This window comes from bacterium, assembly GCA_019695335.1.
In the GTDB taxonomy this organism is placed as follows: Bacteria; CLD3; CLD3; order SB21; family SB21; genus JABWBZ01.
The window spans coordinates 1-20,666 of the sequence record JAIBAF010000040.1; the positions used below are offsets into that span (position 1 = coordinate 1).

Annotated in this window: 24 protein-coding genes; 11 read left to right on the forward strand and 13 right to left on the reverse strand. The window is 43.8% G+C overall.

Annotation, left to right across the window (positions count from 1 at the left end; genetic code table 11):
- The 7 genes from K1X84_10870 to K1X84_10900 form a co-directional block, all read right to left on the reverse strand.
- On the reverse strand, positions 1–235 hold a 235-nt coding region (locus K1X84_10870; protein MBX7152135.1), incomplete at its 3' end, for an alcohol dehydrogenase catalytic domain-containing protein.
- Positions 236–350: 115 nt separating this feature from the next.
- Positions 351–1,205, reverse strand: a complete 855-nt coding sequence (locus tag K1X84_10875) for a GGDEF domain-containing protein (protein ID MBX7152136.1) — start codon at positions 1,203–1,205, stop codon at positions 351–353.
- 113 nt (positions 1,206–1,318) lie between these two features.
- Positions 1,319–1,780: an SRPBCC domain-containing protein gene (locus K1X84_10880; GenBank protein ID MBX7152137.1), complete on the reverse strand. Its 462-nt coding sequence runs from the start codon at positions 1,778–1,780 to the stop codon at positions 1,319–1,321.
- Positions 1,781–1,818: 38 nt separating this feature from the next.
- On the reverse strand, positions 1,819–2,268 hold the full coding sequence (locus K1X84_10885) for an SRPBCC domain-containing protein (protein MBX7152138.1): 450 nt from the start codon (positions 2,266–2,268) through the stop codon (positions 1,819–1,821).
- Positions 2,269–2,290: 22 nt separating this feature from the next.
- Positions 2,291–2,680 carry a cytidine deaminase gene (locus K1X84_10890; protein MBX7152139.1) on the reverse strand — a complete coding sequence of 130 codons (390 nt, stop codon included), beginning with the start codon at positions 2,678–2,680 and terminating at the stop codon, positions 2,291–2,293.
- Positions 2,681–2,701: 21 nt separating this feature from the next.
- The gene (locus K1X84_10895; GenBank protein ID MBX7152140.1) at positions 2,702–3,556 is read right to left on the reverse strand and encodes an SRPBCC domain-containing protein; all 855 of its coding nucleotides are present in this window, start codon (positions 3,554–3,556) and stop codon (positions 2,702–2,704) included.
- Between the two features lie 19 nt (positions 3,557–3,575).
- Positions 3,576–4,142, reverse strand: a complete 567-nt coding sequence (locus tag K1X84_10900; protein MBX7152141.1) for a helix-turn-helix domain-containing protein — start codon at positions 4,140–4,142, stop codon at positions 3,576–3,578.
- Between the two features lie 262 nt (positions 4,143–4,404).
- On the opposite strand from K1X84_10900, the gene K1X84_10905 reads away from it, so the two are divergent.
- The 7 genes from K1X84_10905 to K1X84_10935 all read left to right on the forward strand — a co-directional run bounded on the left by K1X84_10905 (position 4,405) and on the right by K1X84_10935 (position 10,015).
- A complete protein-coding gene (locus tag K1X84_10905; protein MBX7152142.1) occupies positions 4,405–5,535 on the forward strand; it encodes a 4Fe-4S dicluster domain-containing protein in 1,131 nt (376 codons plus the stop codon).
- A gap of 9 nt (positions 5,536–5,544) precedes the next feature.
- A complete protein-coding gene (locus K1X84_10910; protein MBX7152143.1) occupies positions 5,545–6,000 on the forward strand; it encodes a cyclic nucleotide-binding domain-containing protein in 456 nt (151 codons plus the stop codon).
- 13 nt (positions 6,001–6,013) lie between these two features.
- Positions 6,014–6,850, forward strand: a complete 837-nt coding sequence (locus K1X84_10915) for an FAD/NAD(P)-binding protein (GenBank protein ID MBX7152144.1) — start codon at positions 6,014–6,016, stop codon at positions 6,848–6,850.
- Position 6,851: 1 nt separating this feature from the next.
- Positions 6,852–7,628 (forward strand): oxidoreductase, encoded by a 777-nt coding sequence (locus K1X84_10920; protein MBX7152145.1) that lies wholly within the window; start codon positions 6,852–6,854, stop codon positions 7,626–7,628.
- Complete coding sequence (locus K1X84_10925; GenBank protein MBX7152146.1) at positions 7,621–8,943, forward strand: Ni/Fe hydrogenase subunit alpha; 1,323 nt, start codon at positions 7,621–7,623, stop codon at positions 8,941–8,943. Before K1X84_10920 ends, K1X84_10925 begins: the two co-directional genes overlap by 8 nt.
- Complete coding sequence (locus tag K1X84_10930; GenBank protein ID MBX7152147.1) at positions 8,933–9,427, forward strand: hydrogenase maturation protease; 495 nt, start codon at positions 8,933–8,935, stop codon at positions 9,425–9,427. The genes K1X84_10925 and K1X84_10930 overlap by 11 nt, the downstream gene beginning before the upstream one ends.
- Before the next feature lie 180 nt (positions 9,428–9,607).
- A complete protein-coding gene (locus tag K1X84_10935; protein ID MBX7152148.1) occupies positions 9,608–10,015 on the forward strand; it encodes an SgcJ/EcaC family oxidoreductase in 408 nt (135 codons plus the stop codon).
- Positions 10,016–10,019: 4 nt separating this feature from the next.
- Here K1X84_10935 and K1X84_10940 read toward each other — a convergent pair whose 3' ends face one another.
- The 3 genes from K1X84_10940 to K1X84_10950 all read right to left on the reverse strand — a co-directional run bounded on the left by K1X84_10940 (position 10,020) and on the right by K1X84_10950 (position 13,651).
- Complete coding sequence (locus K1X84_10940) at positions 10,020–10,277, reverse strand: MoaD/ThiS family protein (protein MBX7152149.1); 258 nt, start codon at positions 10,275–10,277, stop codon at positions 10,020–10,022.
- A gap of 4 nt (positions 10,278–10,281) precedes the next feature.
- Positions 10,282–11,439 (reverse strand): glycosyl hydrolase, encoded by a 1,158-nt coding sequence (locus tag K1X84_10945; protein ID MBX7152150.1) that lies wholly within the window; start codon positions 11,437–11,439, stop codon positions 10,282–10,284.
- Positions 11,440–11,515: 76 nt separating this feature from the next.
- Positions 11,516–13,651, reverse strand: coding sequence for a patatin-like phospholipase family protein (locus tag K1X84_10950; protein ID MBX7152151.1), 2,136 nt, complete (start codon positions 13,649–13,651; stop codon positions 11,516–11,518).
- A 97-nt stretch (positions 13,652–13,748) separates the two neighbouring features.
- Here K1X84_10950 and K1X84_10955 point away from each other — a divergent pair, with 97 nt between their 5' ends.
- Entirely contained in the window at positions 13,749–15,854 is a 2,106-nt protein-coding gene (locus K1X84_10955) for a S9 family peptidase (GenBank protein MBX7152152.1), read from the forward strand.
- Positions 15,855–15,867: 13 nt separating this feature from the next.
- Here the strand turns inward: K1X84_10955 and K1X84_10960 are convergent, their stop codons facing one another.
- Both K1X84_10960 and K1X84_10965 read right to left on the reverse strand, forming a co-directional pair.
- Positions 15,868–16,683, reverse strand: coding sequence for an AraC family transcriptional regulator (locus K1X84_10960; GenBank protein MBX7152153.1), 816 nt, complete (start codon positions 16,681–16,683; stop codon positions 15,868–15,870).
- Between the two features lie 79 nt (positions 16,684–16,762).
- Positions 16,763–17,740 carry an NAD(P)H-quinone oxidoreductase gene (locus tag K1X84_10965; protein MBX7152154.1) on the reverse strand — a complete coding sequence of 326 codons (978 nt, stop codon included), beginning with the start codon at positions 17,738–17,740 and terminating at the stop codon, positions 16,763–16,765.
- 203 nt (positions 17,741–17,943) lie between these two features.
- Here K1X84_10965 and K1X84_10970 point away from each other — a divergent pair, with 203 nt between their 5' ends.
- The 3 genes from K1X84_10970 to K1X84_10980 are packed head-to-tail and all read left to right on the forward strand — an operon-like array spanning position 17,944 to position 20,109.
- The gene (locus K1X84_10970; GenBank protein ID MBX7152155.1) at positions 17,944–18,642 is read left to right on the forward strand and encodes a sigma-70 family RNA polymerase sigma factor; all 699 of its coding nucleotides are present in this window, start codon (positions 17,944–17,946) and stop codon (positions 18,640–18,642) included.
- A 38-nt stretch (positions 18,643–18,680) separates the two neighbouring features.
- Entirely contained in the window at positions 18,681–19,772 is a 1,092-nt protein-coding gene (locus K1X84_10975; GenBank protein ID MBX7152156.1) for a hypothetical protein, read from the forward strand.
- A 49-nt stretch (positions 19,773–19,821) separates the two neighbouring features.
- A complete protein-coding gene (locus tag K1X84_10980) occupies positions 19,822–20,109 on the forward strand; it encodes a hypothetical protein (protein ID MBX7152157.1) in 288 nt (95 codons plus the stop codon).
- 8 nt (positions 20,110–20,117) lie between these two features.
- Here the strand turns inward: K1X84_10980 and K1X84_10985 are convergent, their stop codons facing one another.
- Positions 20,118–20,456 (reverse strand): isoamylase early set domain-containing protein, encoded by a 339-nt coding sequence (locus tag K1X84_10985; GenBank protein ID MBX7152158.1) that lies wholly within the window; start codon positions 20,454–20,456, stop codon positions 20,118–20,120.
- Positions 20,457–20,666 lie beyond the last annotated feature (210 nt).

Below are 20,666 nucleotides of genomic sequence, written 5' to 3' on the forward strand. Positions count from 1 at the left end.
CCGGTTTGAATTGCCGGATATTTTTGCCTACCGATTCCACGCAGCCAGCGATATCCGCTCCAAAGATTTTTCGTTTCGGAATGAAACCCTTTTGCATTGAGCGATAATCGGCTGCATTCAGCGAAACAGCCATTATTTTTACCAAAACTTCGCCGTCAGCCGGAATTGGCTTGTCGATATCGCAGTAAACTAATTGATGAGGTGAGGCTTTTTTGTTGTAGAGTAGGGCTTTCATGGTTTGTTGTTTATCAGCATTCACAATATGCCGAATGTTTGATAACTAGTGAGTGCAATTCAAGAGGGACTTCATTTAATTTTCCATTTTCATGCACGTTTCTGAATCCGCGCAATCAAACCGTCACGATTTCAAAATTCGATTTGCCGCCTTTTTTAATTTTGTACATGATCTCGTCCGATTTTTTTAATAGATCTTTGGAAGAAATATCGGCGTCTTTAATAAAAGCGCCGCCGAAACTGAGCGATAATTTTTCGGAAATGGTTTTCAGTTCTTTTTGAGAGACGTCGAATAAATGCGATACGAGACGTACAGTTTCGTCATACGATTTATTAGTGATCAGCAAAACAAATTCATCGCCGCCGATCCTGGCAAAAACGTCTCGGCCGTTAAGATTGCCGGTAACCGTTGATGAAAAACGTATTAAAACCTGATTACCTACATCGTGTCCAAGATTGTCGTTAACATATTTGAAATTATCCATGTCCATGTAACATAAGCATAAAGATGAAGCGGACTTTTTTGCTTTGTTCAACTCGCGCTCCAATATTTCGGAAAAAAACCTCCAGTTATAAACACCGGTCAGTTGATCACGATTAGAGATGCTCTTTTGCTGCTCGTAGTTGGCAATCATTTTTGATAACAGTAATGAATGCAAAGTGAAATATCCCAGACGCATCAGAGCATTCCAGATAGGAATAAATGTATTGCTGTATTCATGGCCTGATAAAAAATCCACAGAGAACCAAATTATTGCCGACACAACCGAGATGACGATTCCAAGGTTAAAATTGCCAAAGATGATGGCGAGCGATATGGGTAAAAGGTAAAAAAGCGAAAAGGATATTTCATATCCTGTGAGGTAATCGGCAATTCCGATGGAAGCTACTACAAGTACAGTCGCAACAACAACAATCGGCAGCTGCGGTTTTTGAAACATGAATACAATGGCATTTTCTCGTTCAGGCATGGTCGCATCCTTATCACCCCCCTAGGGTTAACGGGTCAATTGACAGATAGTAATGCAGAAGCGGGGTGAAAAACAAGGGATTATTGAAAGGCCTTGGGACACATGGGTCAATTTTAGTCAATCGGCTGTTGAGGTGGCGTTGAATTTTCAAGGTATTTCTTGAGGTTTTGAACAACTGCCGGCCAAGCTTGTTTGACGGCTTCGTAATACCAGTCCCAATCGGGTCCGCTTTGATATCCTGTTTGGCACAGTTGAAGCTGCGAATGCCCGTCCTGCATCACAACTTCAGCTGTCAGTGACATTGGACCTAGTAAATCACGCTCGGGATTCAAATATATTACGCGATCGATTTCTAGCAACCTATCCGGTATGCAGTTTTTGATAATACCTGTTGTGACATAGCCGAATCCTTTTTCTGAAATATTCCATGTCAACGTATATAGGCCTCCGTTCCGCTTCTCGATAAGCGCTCGTTCGACGCCCCACCAGGCCTTAAGCATTTTGTAATCCGTAAATGCGCTGATAATGGTTGACGGGGAAGTGTTGATTTCGATTGTAACGTCGACTGATTTCACGGTTGAAAAGGATTTAAAAAATTGTAGATGAATGGGGACTAAACGTTATCCCGCTCATGGTATGGAATACGAATACCTTTTTCCAAATAACCTTTGAGCACTCTTAAATATACAGCCCAGCAGTACGAAGAAATGCGGAAATGTTCGTTCACTTCTTTCCAATTGGAATGATAAAAACTAAGGCGTGTCGTGCCTCCTTTATCATTCAGAATAAATCCCACTGCGGTATCGTTCCAATCGTTGTGCGAGTCAAAAATCAAGAGTTCAAATTCGCTATTGGGAACATGTTTAATAACTTTGCCATACCAAATACAATTCGGCGTAAAGCCCAGTTCAAAAACATTGTCTTTGCCGGCGGCATTTTTGCACGTTTGTGTCCACCATTCATCGAGCAATTTAGGGGTTGAAACGCCTCCAAAAACTTTGTTGACAGGCGCTTTGATAATAAGGTCATGATAAATGGCATAATGCTTTTTTTGATCGGGCATAATTCCTCCTTTGTACAAAAGTCTATGTATTCACATTCTGGAAATCATACGGCAATAACCGATCGAGCGTTACGACGTCAAATTCATTCATCAAAATTTTGGCATAAAGGTTTTTTCGATCAACCTGAAGCATCATTTCTCTGCATCGCCCGCATGGCACCAGGATTGAGACCGTGCTTACTGCAACAATCATGTCAATTTCTGTTTCACGATGTTTGAGCATATCGGCGATAGCTGCATGTTCAGCACAAAACCCGATACCGCATGCCAAGTCGATGCTGATTCCGGTATAAATGTTTCCTTTTTTTGTAATGATTGCGGCAGCAACGGATCCGGCCTGAAAATTTTTTTCAGATAGCTCAAAAACGCCGGTAAATTTTTTTGCAACGGTTATTAATTCGGAAGTATTCATAACTGGTTCGGCTGTCCCTGATCACATTGCCTGATCGCGATGTTCTGAGAACGCTTTGATAGCACCCATATAAGCGTACCAACCGCGAATGTATCCCGGAATATCCATATCTTTTATAAAACCGCTGTGGTACAGCGTTAAAGTGGTTTTTCCTTTTTGTCCTTCAATCGTCCACTCGACGATTGATTGGTCGAAATCGCGATGAACCCAATCCGTTGTCAGCGATTTTCCCGGTTCAATCCGGATGATTTTGCGCGGCCCGTATTCGGCATCGAATTTCCAGCCGTAATTGTATTTGCCGTCTGTTTTAAGATCGACGGTTGCCCTGGTTGAAATCCATTCGTCCATTTTTTCGGGTACGGTTAAAGCTGACCAAACGTCCTCGGGCGGTGCGTCGATGGTGACGGACATCCGTACGGAATTTCCGGGATCTTTGACGCTAAAATTCAGTAAAGATCGGCCGGTTTCGACGAAGTGTCTCAAATTGTACAAAAAAATCTGCACGCCATCCGAGGCGAGATACCAATGCATGATATTGGAATTGTCAAGCAGTTCATGCGTAATAGTGACGATTGAACCTTGGCCGACCGTATCAATTTCAAAAATCAGGCGCGTCTGCATGCCGATCCATGGCCACCGAATTTCTAGTCGTGACGGTTTTTGAACGGTAGACAAAATTTGATGGGCGTCTTTAGGGTCGACGCATCCATACAATGCTTCCCCCCAGAAACGAAATTTTCCACCCGGCTTGAGTTCAACTTCGGCACCGTCGCACAGCCACTGTTTCATTAATTCTGGTTTAGTTAACGCATCAAAGACGTCAGCAGGTTTACCCAAAATGTGAATGCCCAGACGAATTTTTTTCGTTTCTTCCATATCATACTCCCAGTAAAAATTATGGTTTCTGCACTTCCGGGTGTACGGCACATATCAGGCGAAAGGGGATGCCGTTTTCGTGATGATATTTGCCGGCGAGATTACCAAGAAAAAAAGCTAATTCCTCAGCAAAACCTCGGCGGTCCTCTTCCGTGTGAAACGCTACCCGTGTTTCCAATGCGAGTGTGGGTACCGGCTGACTTTGGCTTAACGCAGCAACATCATCGATCAATTGACTGCCAAGGGCAATCAGATATTCGGATTTAGTTCGATCTATGGTTTTCGGGTCTGCTTTGATATAACTGAGCGCCGAAGGACTCACGACAAATGCCGGAGCTACCGATCGGTAAATTCTCTCGACACAATTTCCCTTCCTTTTTTCTTCAACAAATTGAATCAATCCTGCTTTTTCAAGTTCACGTAAATGATAATTGGCTACTTGCCGCGGAATGCCGAGTTTGGGTGCAAGAGCAGAGGCAGAGCCGGGCTGGCTGAGTGAACGCAGGATTTGGAGCCGAAGCGGATGGAGTGCTTTTCCGGCTTTTTCAGAATTGTTTATAATTTTAATGGAATCAACATTTGACATATTTTGAATATACTACCGACAAGATTATTTGTCAAGATAAATAACATTGTCGGTAATTTATAGTACATAAATCTTAAATTGAATTTTAAATCGAATTACGTTAGTAATGATATATTTTTATTTAATTTAAAAATAAAGTGATTTTTTTCACAAACATCATGTTTTACTATGATAAAAGTCTTGGCTAAAAATTGCACGCCATGTTACCTTATCAGTGTTTAAGAAATCCCCAAATTACGGGTTTTAAAACAGAGGGGTTTTTATGGAAATTGGTTCACGGCTTATTCTAGAATGGAAAGATCTTCAGAAGCTTTTTGATGCTATTATTGATCAAAAATATACCCTTGTTGGGCCCACCGTTAAAAATCAAGCCATTCTCTACGACACGATCCGCTCAATCGATGAACTTCCCCAAGGCTTGACGGACGAACAGGTCGGCGGCCAATACCGGCTCAAAGAAACGTCAGCACCGGAAGCTTTCGGTTATACTCTGAGCGCGCAATCGTGGAAGCGCTTTTTATTTCCGCCGGAAGCCCGTTTATGGAAAGCGACGCGCAAGAACGGGAAATTTGAAATTGAACCGGATTCGCCGGCATCACCACGCTATGCTTTTTTTGGCGTTCGGCCGTGCGAACTCAAGGCGATACATATCCAGGATAAAGTTTTTATCAATAAACCTTATGCCGATCCCAATTATTCGCTTCGGCGCGATCAATTGCTCATGATTGTCATGCAATGTACTCAGGCCGGGAGCAATTGTTTTTGTACTTCGATGAATACGGGTCCGCGCGCGCGCAATGGGTTTGATCTGGCGATGACGGAGGTAGCGGATACGGACCGGCATTATTTTGTAGTCGAAATAGGGACGGATCGCGGAGCGGCGCTGATGCAATCGGTACCGCTCACGCAAGCCACCGAGAAGGAACTTCAACAAGCGACGCAATGGGAGAGCCGGGCAACGGCAATGATGACGAAAACCTTGGACACGGCCCATATTCAGGAACTCCTCGACCGCCAATTTGAAAGTCCCCGATGGGACGAGACCGCTTCGCGATGCCTGTCCTGTGCCAATTGCACTATGGTCTGTCCGACCTGTTTTTGTTCCGACGTCGAAGACACGACCGATCTGACCGGAACGACGGCGGAAAGACGCCGCCGGTGGGATTCGTGTTTTACCGCTACGCATTCGCATTTACACGGCGGCAGTGTCCGGACGTCGGCGAAATCGCGGTACCGCCAGTGGCTGACGCACAAACTTTCCTATTGGATCGATCAATTCGGCGAATCGGGCTGTGTCGGCTGCGGGCGTTGTATCACGTGGTGTCCCGTTGGGATCGATCTGACGGAAGAAGTACGCGCATTTCGTGAACGCGATACATCCAAAACTTCTTAGGAGCTAACGATGGAAGATCTGAAGGCCTATTTGATCGAACACCCTTTTTTGCAGGGGTTCAGCCAGCATCACCTGGAACTGATTGTAGGATGCGCCAAAAACGTGCGGTTTGATACAGGCGAATTTATTTTCAAAGAAGGCCAGGAGGCCAATGAATTTTACCTTATCCGGCACGGCAAAGTGGCGCTGGAAATGTATGCCGCCGAAAAAGGACACATTACCATTCAAACCATCAGCGAAGGCGATGTGCTCGGCTGGTCGTGGCTGATTCCGCCGTACAATTGGCAATTCGACGCGCGTGCCGTGGAAATCACCCGCGCCATCGCGCTCGACGGGAAATGTCTCCGCGATAAATGCGAACACGATCACGACCTCGGTTTCGAATTGCTCAAACGCTTTTCGAATATCGTGAGCCAGCGGCTGGAATCGACGCGCCTACAACTCCTGGATGTGTACGGAAATTAAATGAAGGACGATTATGATTGCCGAAGCGATGCAACCGATGGCTTCAAGGCCATTTCGTATAGACCGGTTCTGGAAAGAAACCTATGATACTTTTTCGATGGAATTGATGCCGCTTGACGGTCATACTTTTTCATTCGAGCCCGGACAATTCAATATGCTGTACGTCTGGGGCGCCGGCGAAGTGCCGATTTCCATCAGCGGTAATCCCACCAAGAATCATATTCTTACACACACAGTTCGTGCCGTCGGATCAGTGACGAAATTCATGGCCAACCTGAAAAAAAACGACATCGTCGGTGTACGGGGTCCTTACGGCGTACCGTGGCCGGTGGCGGAAGCGCACGGGCATGATATCGTGATCATTTGCGGAGGAATCGGTTTAGCGCCGCTGCGTCCTGCGTTGTACTACATTCTCCATCATCGTGAAAAATTCGGTAAAATTCTTATGCTTTATGGCGCACGTACACCGGACGATATGTTGTATGTGAAGGAACTTGAACAATGGCGTGGGCGCTTTGATATGCATGTGAGCGTGACGGTCGATCGTGCCGATGCATCGTGGCGCGGTAATGTTGGCGTGGTGACCAGTTTAATGCCGCGATTCCATTTTGACCGGGAAATGACGATTGCGCTCGTGTGCGGGCCGGAAATAATGATGCGTTATACGCTATTGGAATTGTCCAAACGCGGCATTATGGAAGAAAATTTATACTTGTCGATGGAACGAAATATGAAATGCGGCATCGGTGTGTGCGGGCATTGCCAGTTCCGCCACTTTTTTATTTGCAAAGACGGGCCGGTCTTTCGCTACGACCGGATCAAACACCTGATGCTGAGAAGGGAATTATAGTATGGCAACGCATCGTAAACCGAAACTGGCCGTATGGAAATTTGCTTCCTGCGATGGCTGTCAGTTGACATTGTTGGATTGTGAAGATGAATTGCTCGCCGTGGCCGGCGCAATTGATATTGCCAATTTTCCGGAAGCTTCGCGCGCCGTGATCAAAGGCCCTTACGACGTATCGCTGGTCGAAGGCTCGATCACGACCGCGCACGATGCGGAAAGAATTCACCAGATCCGCCGCGATTCGAAGATTCTTGTCACGATCGGCGCATGCGCGACAGGCGGCGGCATTCAGGCGCTGCGCAATTTTACCGATGTCAAATCGTACATTCCGGTCGTCTACGCCAAGCCCGATTACATCAAAACATTGAATAAATCCACGCCGATTGCGGATCACGTGGCCGTTGATTTTGAACTGCGCGGCTGTCCGATCAGTAAAAAACAATTGATTGAAGCGATCGTGGCACTGCTGGCCGGACGCAAACCGCAATTACCGCATTACAGCGTTTGTATGGAATGTAAACGCCGTGACACGACGTGCCTGGCCGTTGCGGAAGGTGTGCCGTGTTTGGGTCCGGTGACGCAAGCGGGCTGCGGCGCGATTTGTCCGTCCTATCATCGGGGATGTTTCGGATGTTTCGGCCCTAAAGAATTGTCTAACACCGAAAGCCTGAGCCATTGGTGGCAATCAAACGGAATGGACAACCGCGAGATCGTCCGCCGCTTCCGCAGTTTCAATGCCTACGCCGATGCGTTTCGAAAGGAGAGCGAAGCTCATGAGTGAAACGAAAACAGCCAGTATAGCTTCAAAAGATAAAATTATTAAAGTCGATTACCTTGCTCGCGTCGAAGGCGAAGGTTCGCTCTACGTCAAAGTGAAAGGCGGTAAGGTCAAAAACGTACAATTTAAAATATTCGAACCACCGCGTTTTTTTGAAGCCTTTCTGCGCGGACGTTTATATAAAGAAGCGCCGGATATTACGGCGCGCATTTGCGGAATTTGCCCGATCGCATACCAGATGAGTTCGTCTCAGGCGATGGAAAATGCTTTTGGCGTAAAAGTGAGTCCGGGTATCCGTGACTTGCGCCGGCTGATTTACTGCGGCGAATGGATCGAAAGCCATGTATTGCACGTGTATATGCTGCACGGACCGGATTTCTTGGGATATGAAAGCGCGATTCATATGGCGAAAGATCATGGCGATTTGGTTCAAAAAGCGTTACGCATGAAAAAACTTGGTAATGAAATTATGGAAGTGGTCGGCGGGCGTGCCATACACCCGATCAATGTCGGCGTGGGTGGTTTTTATCGGGCCCCGTCGAAATCGGAATTGCAGGCATTGGTCGACGAATTGCAGTGGTGCCGTGAAGCAGCGATTGAAACGGTCCGTCTCGTTGCGGGATTTAATTTCCCGGAATTCGATATGGATTATGAATACGTAGCGTTATCGCATCCCGACGAATATGCCATTACGGAAGGAAGACTGATCTCGAATCGCGGATTGAATATTGACGTGAGCGAGTATGAACAATTTTTTGAGGAATCTCACGAAACCCACAGCCATGCCTTGCATTCAGCGATCAAAGGCCGCGGCGCCTACTTTGTCGGACCATTGGCGCGTTTTAATTTAAATTTCAATCAACTTCATGACGAAGAAAAAAAACTAGCCGAAGAAGTAAAATGTGTACCACCGATCAATAATCCTTTCAAAGGCATCGTCGTTCGAAGTCTTGAAACGCTTTATGCTGTCAATGAATCGCTGCGGCTGATCGAGTCGTACGAACCGCCGGAACCGTCGATGATCGCAATCACGCCAAAAGCCGGGCGAGGACAAGGATGCACGGAAGCGCCGCGCGGAATATGTTGGCACCGATACACGCTCGATGACAAAGGATTGATTCAAGACGCCAAAATTGTTCCGCCGACGTCGCAGAATCAAAAACAAATTGAAAAAGATCTGCATCAGTATGTCAGCCAATATATACATCTGCCGAAAGATCAATTGACATGGCAGTGCGAACAAGCGGTGCGCAATTACGACCCATGCATTTCCTGTGCGACGCATTTTCTCAAACTGGAGATTGATCGTGAAGAATGATGAGAAAATTCCGATTCTGGTGATAGGTATCGGCAATGAATTTCGAAGAGATGACAGCGTCGGATTAGTTATTGCGCGGAAAATTGCCGCCAAAAATATTCATGACGTTGCTGTGATCGAACACAGCGGTGAGGGGACGTCGTTGATGGAGGCGTGGAAACGGGCTGATGCCGTAATTTTGGTCGATGCCGTAGCTTCCGATGGAGAAGCCGGTACGCTACATCATTTTGAAGCACAGGGAGAGAACATCCCGACGAATTTTTTTAATTATTCAACACATGCCTTCAGCGTTGCGGAAGCAGTGGAATTATCCCGCGCACTCGGCACACTTCCCGAAATTATACATGTCTATGGGATCGAAGGCGAAGATTTTTCTTCCGGAACAGAATTATGCAATCCGGTCAAGGATAGATTGGATAAACTTATTGAAATGATTTTACAGGATATCACCGTTCTAATGATACGCAATCATATCAGAGCGTAATGCTGTACCCAATAATTGCCTTGCCTGCCTCTTGCACTACATAATAATCTTTTCTACTTTTTCAATCATTGATTTCGACCTACGACAATTTGGAGAAAAAATGTATCGTGTGATCGTCATTTTATTGTAATGAGTTGTACGATAGCGTCATGCACCCATAACAAAACGAAGGAGACCGGCATGTCTGACAAGGAGGATCTTGAAGCCATTCGCCGTTTGCATGAGAAAGATATGGCGGCTTCAAAACAAGGCGATTATCAAACGTTACGATCCATCATGTCGGACGATGCGGTTGTACTTCCGCCGGGAGGCAAAATGATTCGCGGTAAAGATATTCTGGATGCCAATTTCTCGAAAATGAAAGAATCGATGCAGACAATCGAAGTTTTGGACTATGTGCTGAATTTTGAAGAAGTGCAGATTATCGGGGACTATGCATTCGAATGGGGAACGATTAGCGGTTCTATGAAAACAAAAAACAGCGATATCATGCATTCACGTTACAAAGTCATGCGTATTTTGCGAAAAGAAAACGGCGAGTGGAAAGTTTTCCGGACTATATGGAATGATGAACCTTTAGAAAAATAACAGATCAGCCTCCGCTTAAAGCGCACACAATGTGAATGACGTCGTTTTTACCAAGTTGAACCTGAATATCCGAAACAGATTTTTCGTTGACAAAAAACTTAATGTGTTCGCGGATCCGGTCTTGCTCGTTAATAACTCTGAATCGTATGCCCGGGAATTGACGATCAAGATCCACCAATGCATCGGCCAGCGTCGTTCCTTGTATATCGGCTTCGTGCGATTGGGTGTATGAACGTAGCGGCGATGGGATATGAATTTTCATAAGTTCACTTTGCAATTTCAACTGAATAAATTTCCGGCAAGTGACGCGCAATACATTTCCATGCGCGGCCTTCGTTCGTTCCCGCCCAAATTTCACCATGCGTTGTTCCGAGATACAAATTAATGCGGGGATTATCATCGGCTGTCATAGCCTGGCGTAAAACAGTCATCCACGCGTGTTTATTCGGAAATCCTTTGTCCAAACATTTCCATGTCTGACCACCGTTCGATGTTTGATATACGGCCGGTTTTCCGCCGGGACTGGTTCTCGGCCACACGTCCGTGCCGTCCATCGGGAAAACCCACGCGATGTTTGGATCACGGGGATGGATGACAATGGGGAAACCAATGTCGCCGATTTTCTCGGGCATATTTTTTCCAATGCGTTCCCAGCGGCCTTTCTCACGGCTCATACGGTAAATACCGCAATGATTTTGTTGATACAGAATATCCGGAAATAACGGATGCAGAATTACGCAATGCGGGTCGTGCCCGTATTCGGGATTTTCAGCCGGAATAAAATCGGACGCGCAACCCTGATTGAGCGGTTTCCAATTTCTTCCACCGTCAAGGGTTTCGAACACACCGCCGCTCGAACATCCGATATACATATGCGCTGCATCACGCGGATCGATCAGGATCGAATGCAATTTCGGTCCGTCCGGTGTACCGTCTTTTTCGCCGCCCGTCCATTGTTCAAGCATCGGATGGCGGTTGAATCCTTCGACGCCCTTCCAAGTCACGCCGTCATCCTCGCTGCAGAAAATTCCCTGCGGTGATGTGCCGGCGAACCAAACTCCCGGTTGAGATTCGTGTCCCGGAGTCAACCAAAAAACATGATCGACAGTGCGACCTTTTTCACCTTCCGGCGCTTTGGGAAATGACGGAGGCGTCGATGCTTCCTTCCATGTTTTACCGCCATCAAGAGAACGAAATACCGTAGGTCCCAGATGTCCTGTTTTACACGCCATCAAAAGCGTTTTGCTTCTCGGGTCCTTGATAAGATGGTGGACGACATGTCCTAGAAAGATCGGGTCGGAAAGTTTCCATGTCCGGCCGGCTGCATCGCTACGCAATAGAAATGCGCCTTTACGTGTTCCGATCAAAAGTGTTACAGATTTGGATTTGATCGGCGATTTTTTGGATTTTTCTTTCTTTTTCATAATGGATTAGGTTTGTGAATATGGTTAAGTAAGTCAAAAAAATATTAAACAATCAAATGATCATAATTCATGTTAATTAAAAATGGTACCCAATATTAAAATAGGTTAAGACGCTGTGTTCAGTACTATGCATGATTGTCCATTCGATGGGACCTAACAAAGTTTCGGCGCCGATAGTCAGCCCGCCTCCTTTAACATCATTATTTTTTGGAGTAAATCCCATCCATGTGTTAGCCGCGTTACCGACATTACCGCGAAGCAACAAATACCGATGCGGATAAAATTCATATTGAAATCCGAATTGATACATTCGAAGATATTGGCCGGACCGTTCTCCGGGATCAAGTCCCAGAAAAATGTTGGCACCACCGAGTCTGTTCTGCATATTGATCGGAACATCGTTACCGTGCGTTCTCGACAATCGCCATCCCAAGATCATGGAAACTTTTGAAGTCATCGGCGCAAATATCATTCCGGCAGATTGATACGATGAAAACGAAGCAGGGCTGTAAATTTTTTTATCAGCCCACACCGCTACATTTTGAGTTTGAATCCCGTTCGTAGGAAAAACCGTTTTGTCGTACGTGTCGATGAGTAATTGCCCGACGAGTGCGTGAAAGTTTTTACTGCCCGGCAGCGCCACATTCAAATCATTTTTCTCCAAAACGGAGATTTGTTTACGAATTCCGACGGTGGCAAGAAAAACATTCGAAAAAATCGATCCCACCAAAACGTCGCCGCCCCATTGCCGGTAATCAATCTCGGAGAAATTGCCCGCCGGTTGATAAAACCGTAACGGAGATTCGAAATAGTCTGTTGAAATTCGTAAACCAATGCGGGGCGGAATATCGGTAATAACCGTATACGAAGCCACTGTTTGAAATTCGGTTCCAAGTTGAACGTCCGCTCGAAAAACGGAACCGCGCATCAATCGGTTACGCAGAGTCATGTTCAATAAAATGGCGGCGTCGGATTCACTGTTGTACCGGAAGGAAAAACGTAAAAGGTCGGTTGTCGCTTCTACGGCTTTGATCACCAACATCGTACCTTGTTCACTGGGAACAAGTTGGTATGCAACTCTTTCAAAAAAATTGGAAGCATACACGCGATTAATCGCCTGTTCCAGTGAGGCCGCCGTGACCCATGCCGGAGCGGTAATACCCAACTGTGTTCGTAACATCCGTTTAGAGGCTAATTTCAAACCTTGTACTTTAACGCGATAAATAAAAATTGAATCGACATCCGTCTTGGCAATAGAACGCTGAGCGATTTGGCGGGAAATCGATTCGGCAATTCCTTTGAGGCGAGACCATTGCCGGCGGGCAGCCACCTCGCCGCTGTCAATAATAGCGCGTGCTTTGTCAAAGTCCGCTGCCGTATAACCGTTTAAGTTAGGTTGGATCAATACGTCGCAATAACCTTGTTGTTGTTTGTTCGAAGCGACAATTTGAAAACTGAGCGATTGGTCCATCACATCGAGCAGGGAATTAATCGAATTTTTTGCACGAAGCTCTGAACCGACGTCAACGCCGATGACGATATCCGAGCCGAGCGCTTTGACGTCTTCCGCAGGGAAGTTACGTGTGAGCAATCCGTCAACCAGTAAGCGCCCTTCGTACTGTACCGGCGTAAAGACGGTAGGAATTGCCATACTTGCCCGCAAGGCTTCAGGCAAATATCCGTGATCGATTGTCACGGCCGCGCCGGTTTCAATATCCGTGGCAACGCATACGAACGGAATCGGGAGCTCGTGGAAATTACTGATATGATGTACGCCCCATGTCAGCTTTGAAATAAAATTTGATACTTTTTGTCCGGCGACGAGTCCTGAAGGCAGTTGAACTTTCCCGTTTTTAAAAAAAACAGAACCGATAAAACGGCCGTCTTCCAGTTTTTCTTCCATCGGCATATATCGACGTCCTACGTTATCGTCGAATAAGTCGTCCCAATCCGTCGAAATGACCAGGCTGTCCAATTCGGCTGCGGTGTACCCGATCGAATACAACGCACCGGCAATCGAGCCCATGCTGGTGCCGGCTATATAATCAATCGGAATACCGGCCTCCTCCAGTACTTTAAAGACACCAATGTGAGCAAATCCTTTGGCGCCACCTCCACTTAAAGCCAAACCGATTTTCTCACGTCCGGTTTCCTGTGCTTCGATACCGCTAAATCCGAGCCATATAAGTATTAACAGACTTAGGATTCGCATAAATGATTCTTAATGCGATAAGAGGTTTTTTTGAAATTACAAACCGCCGAAAGTAAAGTAAAGAGTTAATTAATACTACTGATCCTCTCACTTCGATATGATTATGGAATTTAAATTTAATTCGGATTATACTGACTTAAACATTGGAACCATACACAAGAAATTCATGAATTCTCCAAAAGCAATCGTGAAACCACACACTCTGATGTATCTTAACCAGCACTTTTCCGATCCTTATTATTGGCTTCGCGAGAAAGACAATCCGGATGTGATCCAATATCTGAAGGAAGAAAATGATTTTACCGAAGCCATGACGGCCCATACAAAAGTTTTGCAAGAAAACTTATACAAGGAAATGATTGGGCGCATAAAGGAGACGGACGAATCGGTGCCGGTCAAAAAAGGCAATTTTTATTATTACCATCGTACGGAAAAAGGCAAACAGTACAAAATCTTTTGCCGCAAATCAGGATCGTTCGATGCTGCTGAGGAAATTTTACTGGATTTAAATGAATTAGCACAAGCGTACGATTATTTGCAGCTTGGCGTTTTTGAAATCAGTCCCGATCATACACTGCTGGCTTATTCTTTGGATACGGCAGGATCAGAAGAATATACACTTTACATCAAAAATTTGGACAACGGAAAGTTACTCGACGAAATCATTGAGCGTACGTACTACAGTTTACAATGGGCGAATGACAATCGTAATTTTTTTTATAATACGCTCGATGCGTCCAGCCGTCCGTACCGTGTACATCGCCATCGACTCGGCACGGATCCGGCCAATGATCCTGTAATTTTTGAAGAGAAAGACGAGAGGTTTTTTGTTGATATCCAGAAATCGCGCAGCGAAAGTTTTTTATTTATCCAGATTGACAGCAAACGAACTTCAGAAGTGCGGTTTTTGCCGGCTGATTCGCCTGAAGATTCTTTTCAAATCATTCATCCGCGTGAAGATGGCTTGGAATACAGTGTCGATCATTGGGGAGAATATTTTTTGATTCGTACCAATGACCGGGCGATCAATTTTAAATTGATGCAAACACCCGTTATTTCACCGGGAAAAAAATTCTGGAAAGAAGTGCTTCCATATCGCGAGGATATTATGATCGAAGGTATCGATGCGTTCAGGAATTATTGGGTTATTTACGAGAGGCAGGAAGGCATAAAACAAATCAGAATTATCAATACGGAAAACAATATTGATCATCGTATCGCTTTCCCGGAGCCAATTTATTATGTGTACCCTTCCGCCAATGCTGAATTTGATACATCGGTGTTGCGTTTTAGTTACACATCATTGGTGACGCCGCTCAGTATTTTCGATTATGAAATGAATACCCGCGATAGAATTTTGCAAAAACAAGATGACGTTAAAGATTACGATCCGAACTTGTATATATCGGAACGTATATGGGCCACAGCGGATGACGGGACCAAAATTCCCATCTCATTGGTTTATAAAAAAGGATTACAAAAAAACGGACAAAATCCGGCGTTATTGTACGGTTACGGCGCATATGGAATTACGATGGATCCAAGTTTCTCGTCGAACCGGATAAGTTTGCTGGATCGCGGATTTGTATTTGCCATTGCGCATATTCGAGGCGGAGAAGATTTGGGGAGACGATGGTATGAAGCGGGTAAATTACAATTCAAAAAAAATACATTTACGGATTTTATTGCATGCGCTGAACTGATGATTTCTGAAAAATTTACTTCACGAAACAGGCTAGCTATCATGGGTGGAAGTGCCGGAGGTTTGCTGATGGGAGCTGTTGTCAATATACGCCCTGAACTTTTTCATGCTGTGGTTGCCAAAGTTCCGTTTGTCGACGTAATGAATACCATGATGGATCCGAGCTTACCGTTGACGGTCACGGAATATGAAGAATGGGGTGATCCCAATATTCAGGAATCGTTTGAGTATATCCGTTCATATTCTCCCTATGACAATGTAAATCCTCAAAACTATCCCGCAATGCTTGTGACGGCCGGACTCAACGATCCCCGTGTATCGTATTGGGAACCAGCCAAGTGGGTTGCAAAGTTACGTGCTATGAAAACGGATGTGCGTGCTCTTTTGCTTAAAACAAATATGGGCGCCGGGCACGGCGGTGCTTCCGGTCGATACGATTATTTGAAAGAAATTGCATTCGACTATGCGTTTATTCTCGATCAGGTTGGAATTGGAGCGTAATTTTGTTTCTGAGCTAGGAGAGATATTGTCCGGGTGTAACGCCAGTGAGTCGTTTGAAAAAACGAGTAAAATGGCTTTGATCGGCAAAACCGGTTGAATGGGCTACAACTGCGATTGGCGTTCTTCGAATTAAAAGTCGCTTAGCACGCTCAATACGTATATTGATAAGAAATTCGTAAGGTGGCAGCCCGGTTTCTTTTCTAAATGCACGAAGGAGATAAAAAGGGCTCAAGCCTGAAAGCGTTGCCAGTTCGTCTAAGGAAATGGTCTCAGTATAGTTATCGGCGATATAATCTTTGATTTTTTGAATGGAGTTTTTCTCTTTACCGATTGGCTTAGGGTCACAGGCTGTAGCAGAATATCGCCGAAGCAGTTGCAATAAAAACATCATCAGTAAAGTCTGGCGGCGCACCGGCGTACCATCCTCATCAAGTGAGCTCCAAAATTTTTTGAATGTTTTTTCAAGGGCAGCATCTCTAATAACCGTTTTTGAAAATAGGGGAATTTCCTGAGAGTGAGATTGAAAATTTTTTTGAATGTCCGTCATCATATCGACGGATGGATACATACTGCGATATTGCAATGCCGATGAGCCTGAAGCTGAGCCGGTATGTACTTCAAGAGGATTGATCAGAACAAAACTGCCGGCCGGAGCTTGATATATAGCATCTTTACAAAAAAATCGATCAATACCCGATTCCACCCATTCAATGACGTACGTATCATGCGAATGACGTGGAAATGTATGCTGTACAAATCGCGCTCGCATACATTCGAGTGAATTTAAGTCCGAATAACGGCGAATATCTGCTTGGTCTGAAATGGTCATAATTGTATTCTTTAAGGATAAGCGCTTAGTTTTACGGCAACCTGTCTTCAGAGTTGCAATATTTTTGAAAAAAACAGATTTATGACCATGTAAGAACTATTTTGCCAAAATTTTTGTTATTCAGCATGCGTTCGTGCGCTTGTTCTACATCATCGAAGGAAAAAACGGAATCAACAATAGGTTTGATTTTTCCTGTTTCGGCTAATGGCATAACATCTTGCCGAATGTGTTGAGTGAGCTCGGATTTCATTGATAGAGGTTGATTGCGGAGCGTTGTACTACGAATCATCAGGTTTTTATTAAGTAATACGCTGAGATCCAAAGAAGATTTTATCCCTCCCATCAATCCAATGATTACCAATTTTCCATTATGTGCGAGACAGTGTAAATTAGCCTCCAGATATTTTGCCCCGACCACATCTAAAATCACATCAGTGCCATAACCATCGGTGATGGTTAAAATTTTTTTCTCAAAGGCGTCAGTCTTATAATTGATACAATCATCCGCGCCAAGTTTATGACAAACCAGAGCTTTTTCATCCGAGCCCACGGTTGTGAATATTTTATGTAAACGCGCATGGGCCAATTGAATTGCTGCCGTTCCAACACCGCTTCCGCCGGCATGAATGAGCACTGATTGCGATCCTTGGAGATGGCCGACGCGAAATAAATTATAATAAGCCGTATAGAATGCTTCCGGAAAAGCAGCCGCTTGCTCATAGGACCAGCTTCCAGGGATCTTCAGCAACATTGATGAATGTACACATGCAAATTCCGCATAACCCCCACCCGCCAATAATGCGCATACACGATCTCCAGACTTCCATCCAATCACAGTTTCTCCGACCTGTTCGATTTCTCCGGCGCACTCCAATCCCATGATGGAAGTGATGCCTGTTGGAGGGGGATACAAACCACGGCGCTGAAGTAAGTCGGCGCGATTGACCCCGGAAGCTTTAACACGTATCAAAACTTCTTCTGATCCGACTAGCGGAACAGCTGTTTCTTTTTTATGCAATAGGTGTTGTCCAGTATGAGGTTCATAAAATGCAATCATTTTTGAAGCCTTTTTATAAGGTTATAATAAACAAAATATTACTTGCTTATGCAGGTTACTTTGACTTATCTTAAATTAATTCTTTTCTATTCATGATTTTGTCTTGATTATAGTGTGCTCTAAATCACATACAATCCGAAAGAATATTTTTATTTTCTGAAAAATCTATTCGGAAAAAATCATCTAAATTCCCAAAATTTTCTATGCACAATAAACCTGTAACCGATAAGCCTTCAACCGGGAAAATTGTTTGGTGTGAGGTTAAAGAGCGCGATTTAATACGTTTGAGCATTGAAGGTACCGAGCATGAAGCGGCTATGATGGAATTATGGAATCGGTATAAAAAGCGTTTGTATTTATATATCAAGTACAAACTTAATTTTAATCGGGGGACAGATTCGAATCAAGAAAAATACGTGATCGAAGATATTATTCAAAATACTTTTTTCGATGTTTTGGAAAATCTGCGAGAATACAATCCTACCTATGAAGTTTCAACATGGATTTATAACATTACTAACAAGCATTTAGTTCGATATATTCGTGAAATTCAAAAATTTCAAGGACGTACTTCAGGCTACGAGGATATTTCTGATAATTTTTCAGTTTCCTCAGATCAATATACTCCAGACGAAGAATTTGAATTAAAAGAATTTGAACGAATTGTGAAAGTTTTTGTACAATCACTTAAGAATTCACTTGATCAGGAAGTATTCTTATTGTATTTACAGAATTTGCATACCAAGAACATTGCTGATGCAATGCACAATTCACAAGATGCGGTTCGGGCTAGGCTTAATCGGGTAATCAAGCAATTCAAGAAATTTTTGCAAAAGAAATATCCGGAATATCTTAATTCATCAACATTGTCACAAATAAAGAATCTGAATGTTCAACGGTAAAAATTTGTTGAAATTAACTTTCAAAGGTCGTGAGCAATATGTTTAACCCTGCAGAAACAAACTCAGGCAATCCCAAAGTAGACGCATTGTTTTGTGAATTCCTTGGGGAACTTAACGACTACTGCACGAATGGCGTGGTGCGAAAAATGGATATGCCTAAAGTAATCATTTTGATGCAGCATTTTATAGAACAGTGCGATCATTGGGAAGACCGTATTGATCTCGAAGACCGGATGCGTTTGTTTGTAGGCACTAAGCTTCAATATGCCGGCGCTGAATCCAGTGTAGAAATCAGTGAATCCGTTGAAATGAGCATTAAAGATAAAATTCGTTCTATTATCGCAAAAAACCTGAACGATGCTGGGAAGTTCGCAGGGTTTTTATTGAATTGGGCCATTATTAAACCTGCTAAAATCCTCAAAACTTTGATGCAGCCTGTTGTTGCAAACACTGTCTTGACTTATTCTATTGCCGTTCATCCTCCTCAGATTGACGTGCAACTTTTTCAACCCAGTCAATCAGTTGCTCAGTCCCATAGCGAACAAACGTCTGTCGTCGAAAATAAAAGATCGTATGAGGCCTTGGCGATAGTGAAAACCTATTCGGAAGATGACATTAATAACTTGTCAGCAAATTTGCAGTCCGTCAGAAGTGAGCGCAAAAATATTGTTCGCAATTCTATTAAAAAGTCAGTCGCTAAACAAGAAATAGTCATACGGCAAACGCAAACGATGGCCAATGTCCAAGTCGATGTCGAGCGTCGAATTATTAAACGAGAGATCGTTTCTATATCCAAAAGCAAAATTGCCGATGAATTACTGAAAGAATCGCGTGCGACTGCTCGCAAGCTTCGCGATATAGGTGACATTCAAGGTGTCATTACTCAGAATGATTACAAATTCATGAATTCATTCCAATCGATTAAAAATAACAGTGCTGTAAAAACAGGTCGTGTTGCTGTAAAATTTACTATTACTCCATCAGGATCTCCCAAAGATATTGAATTCATCCACAATACGTTTAACGAAGAATTAGCAAATCGTATTCGAATTCAATTACTACAATTACGTTTTTCAGAAGTTGAAACCAAAGTTGGCGATCAAGTAGTCTATCATAGTTTTTATTTCTAACCCAATAAATTCCTGCACAATTCTACCGTCCTTTGAAGGAGAATAATCTGTGATCGAGTACATGATACTGAAATACGGATTGAATTACATGCCGGCCTCATTGAATATTATCGCAAAACGTGTTGGAATTTCCGAGTCGGATAAAACATTGAATGCTTTGAAAGAAGAACTAGAGAAATTGGTGCTGAAAAAGAAAGTATTTAAATCCGGTAATCGTTATGCGATTGATATGGAGGGGGCAAAATCTTTGGCAGCATGGTCACCACCGGCAGGAACCCATTATCCGACTCCGAAAGATTTCGGTAAGCAATTCAAACAATTTATGGTAAATCGATAAAAACCCGCTTAAACGCGGGATTTTTTTTGGACATTTTTTTTGGTTTTGGATTTCGGTTTATTTTCGGAAACCGGAACCATACAAACTGAGTTTTCAGTGCCAAAATCGTTATTCCGTTTCGGCGCTGAATCATCCGCCATCCATCGTTGATGATCAACTCTGTATAAAAACTGGTGCTCACCGGGAGTCAAAGCGATTTCAATTTTCCATTTTCCATTCTTAGCTTTTTTAAGTGGATGACGATTTTCATTCCATCCATTGAATTCACCTAAAAGCTCAACCGATCGGGCATCTGTCAAATCCACTTCAAATAGCATTTTTTTTGTTTTTTGATTGTATGATACCATAGTTATTGCCCCCGTTAGTTGAAAAAAATGATTAAATCGATTATAAAGAAAAAACGTAATAATTACAATAATCAATTCATTGTATGTTTGTTAACAAGCTGTTTTTATGCAATTTTTGGGAGGATAAAAAACTTGACTTTCAAACTCGGAATTGATACTTTAGCCAACCTTTGAATAATCAATATCTTTTTTGACATAATAGGAATAAGA

What these genes read in the sequence shown, in the direction of transcription:
- K1X84_10920 (MBX7152145.1), top strand. Translation starts at nt 6,852, where the DNA reads ATGGCAACGCATCGTAAACCGAAACTGGCCGTATGGAAATTTGCTTCC.
- K1X84_10925 (MBX7152146.1), top strand. Translation starts at nt 7,621, where the DNA reads ATGAGTGAAACGAAAACAGCCAGTATAGCTTCAAAAGATAAAATTATT.
- K1X84_10960 (MBX7152153.1), bottom strand. Translation starts at nt 16,683, where the DNA reads ATGACCATTTCAGACCAAGCAGATATTCGCCGTTATTCGGACTTAAAT.
- K1X84_10970 (MBX7152155.1), top strand. Translation starts at nt 17,944, where the DNA reads ATGCACAATAAACCTGTAACCGATAAGCCTTCAACCGGGAAAATTGTT.
- K1X84_10940 (MBX7152149.1), bottom strand. Translation starts at nt 10,277, where the DNA reads ATGAAAATTCATATCCCATCGCCGCTACGTTCATACACCCAATCGCAC.
- K1X84_10975 (MBX7152156.1), top strand. Translation starts at nt 18,681, where the DNA reads ATGTTTAACCCTGCAGAAACAAACTCAGGCAATCCCAAAGTAGACGCA.
- K1X84_10950 (MBX7152151.1), bottom strand. Translation starts at nt 13,651, where the DNA reads ATGCGAATCCTAAGTCTGTTAATACTTATATGGCTCGGATTTAGCGGT.
- K1X84_10890 (MBX7152139.1), bottom strand. Translation starts at nt 2,680, where the DNA reads ATGAATACTTCCGAATTAATAACCGTTGCAAAAAAATTTACCGGCGTT.
- K1X84_10955 (MBX7152152.1), top strand. Translation starts at nt 13,749, where the DNA reads ATGATTATGGAATTTAAATTTAATTCGGATTATACTGACTTAAACATT.
- K1X84_10985 (MBX7152158.1), bottom strand. Translation starts at nt 20,456, where the DNA reads ATGGTATCATACAATCAAAAAACAAAAAAAATGCTATTTGAAGTGGAT.
- K1X84_10885 (MBX7152138.1), bottom strand. Translation starts at nt 2,268, where the DNA reads ATGCCCGATCAAAAAAAGCATTATGCCATTTATCATGACCTTATTATC.
- K1X84_10900 (MBX7152141.1), bottom strand. Translation starts at nt 4,142, where the DNA reads ATGTCAAATGTTGATTCCATTAAAATTATAAACAATTCTGAAAAAGCC.
- K1X84_10875 (MBX7152136.1), bottom strand. Translation starts at nt 1,205, where the DNA reads ATGCCTGAACGAGAAAATGCCATTGTATTCATGTTTCAAAAACCGCAG.
- K1X84_10915 (MBX7152144.1), top strand. Translation starts at nt 6,014, where the DNA reads ATGATTGCCGAAGCGATGCAACCGATGGCTTCAAGGCCATTTCGTATA.
- K1X84_10945 (MBX7152150.1), bottom strand. Translation starts at nt 11,439, where the DNA reads ATGAAAAAGAAAGAAAAATCCAAAAAATCGCCGATCAAATCCAAATCT.
- K1X84_10910 (MBX7152143.1), top strand. Translation starts at nt 5,545, where the DNA reads ATGGAAGATCTGAAGGCCTATTTGATCGAACACCCTTTTTTGCAGGGG.
- K1X84_10965 (MBX7152154.1), bottom strand. Translation starts at nt 17,740, where the DNA reads ATGATTGCATTTTATGAACCTCATACTGGACAACACCTATTGCATAAA.
- K1X84_10905 (MBX7152142.1), top strand. Translation starts at nt 4,405, where the DNA reads ATGGAAATTGGTTCACGGCTTATTCTAGAATGGAAAGATCTTCAGAAG.
- K1X84_10895 (MBX7152140.1), bottom strand. Translation starts at nt 3,556, where the DNA reads ATGGAAGAAACGAAAAAAATTCGTCTGGGCATTCACATTTTGGGTAAA.
- K1X84_10935 (MBX7152148.1), top strand. Translation starts at nt 9,608, where the DNA reads ATGTCTGACAAGGAGGATCTTGAAGCCATTCGCCGTTTGCATGAGAAA.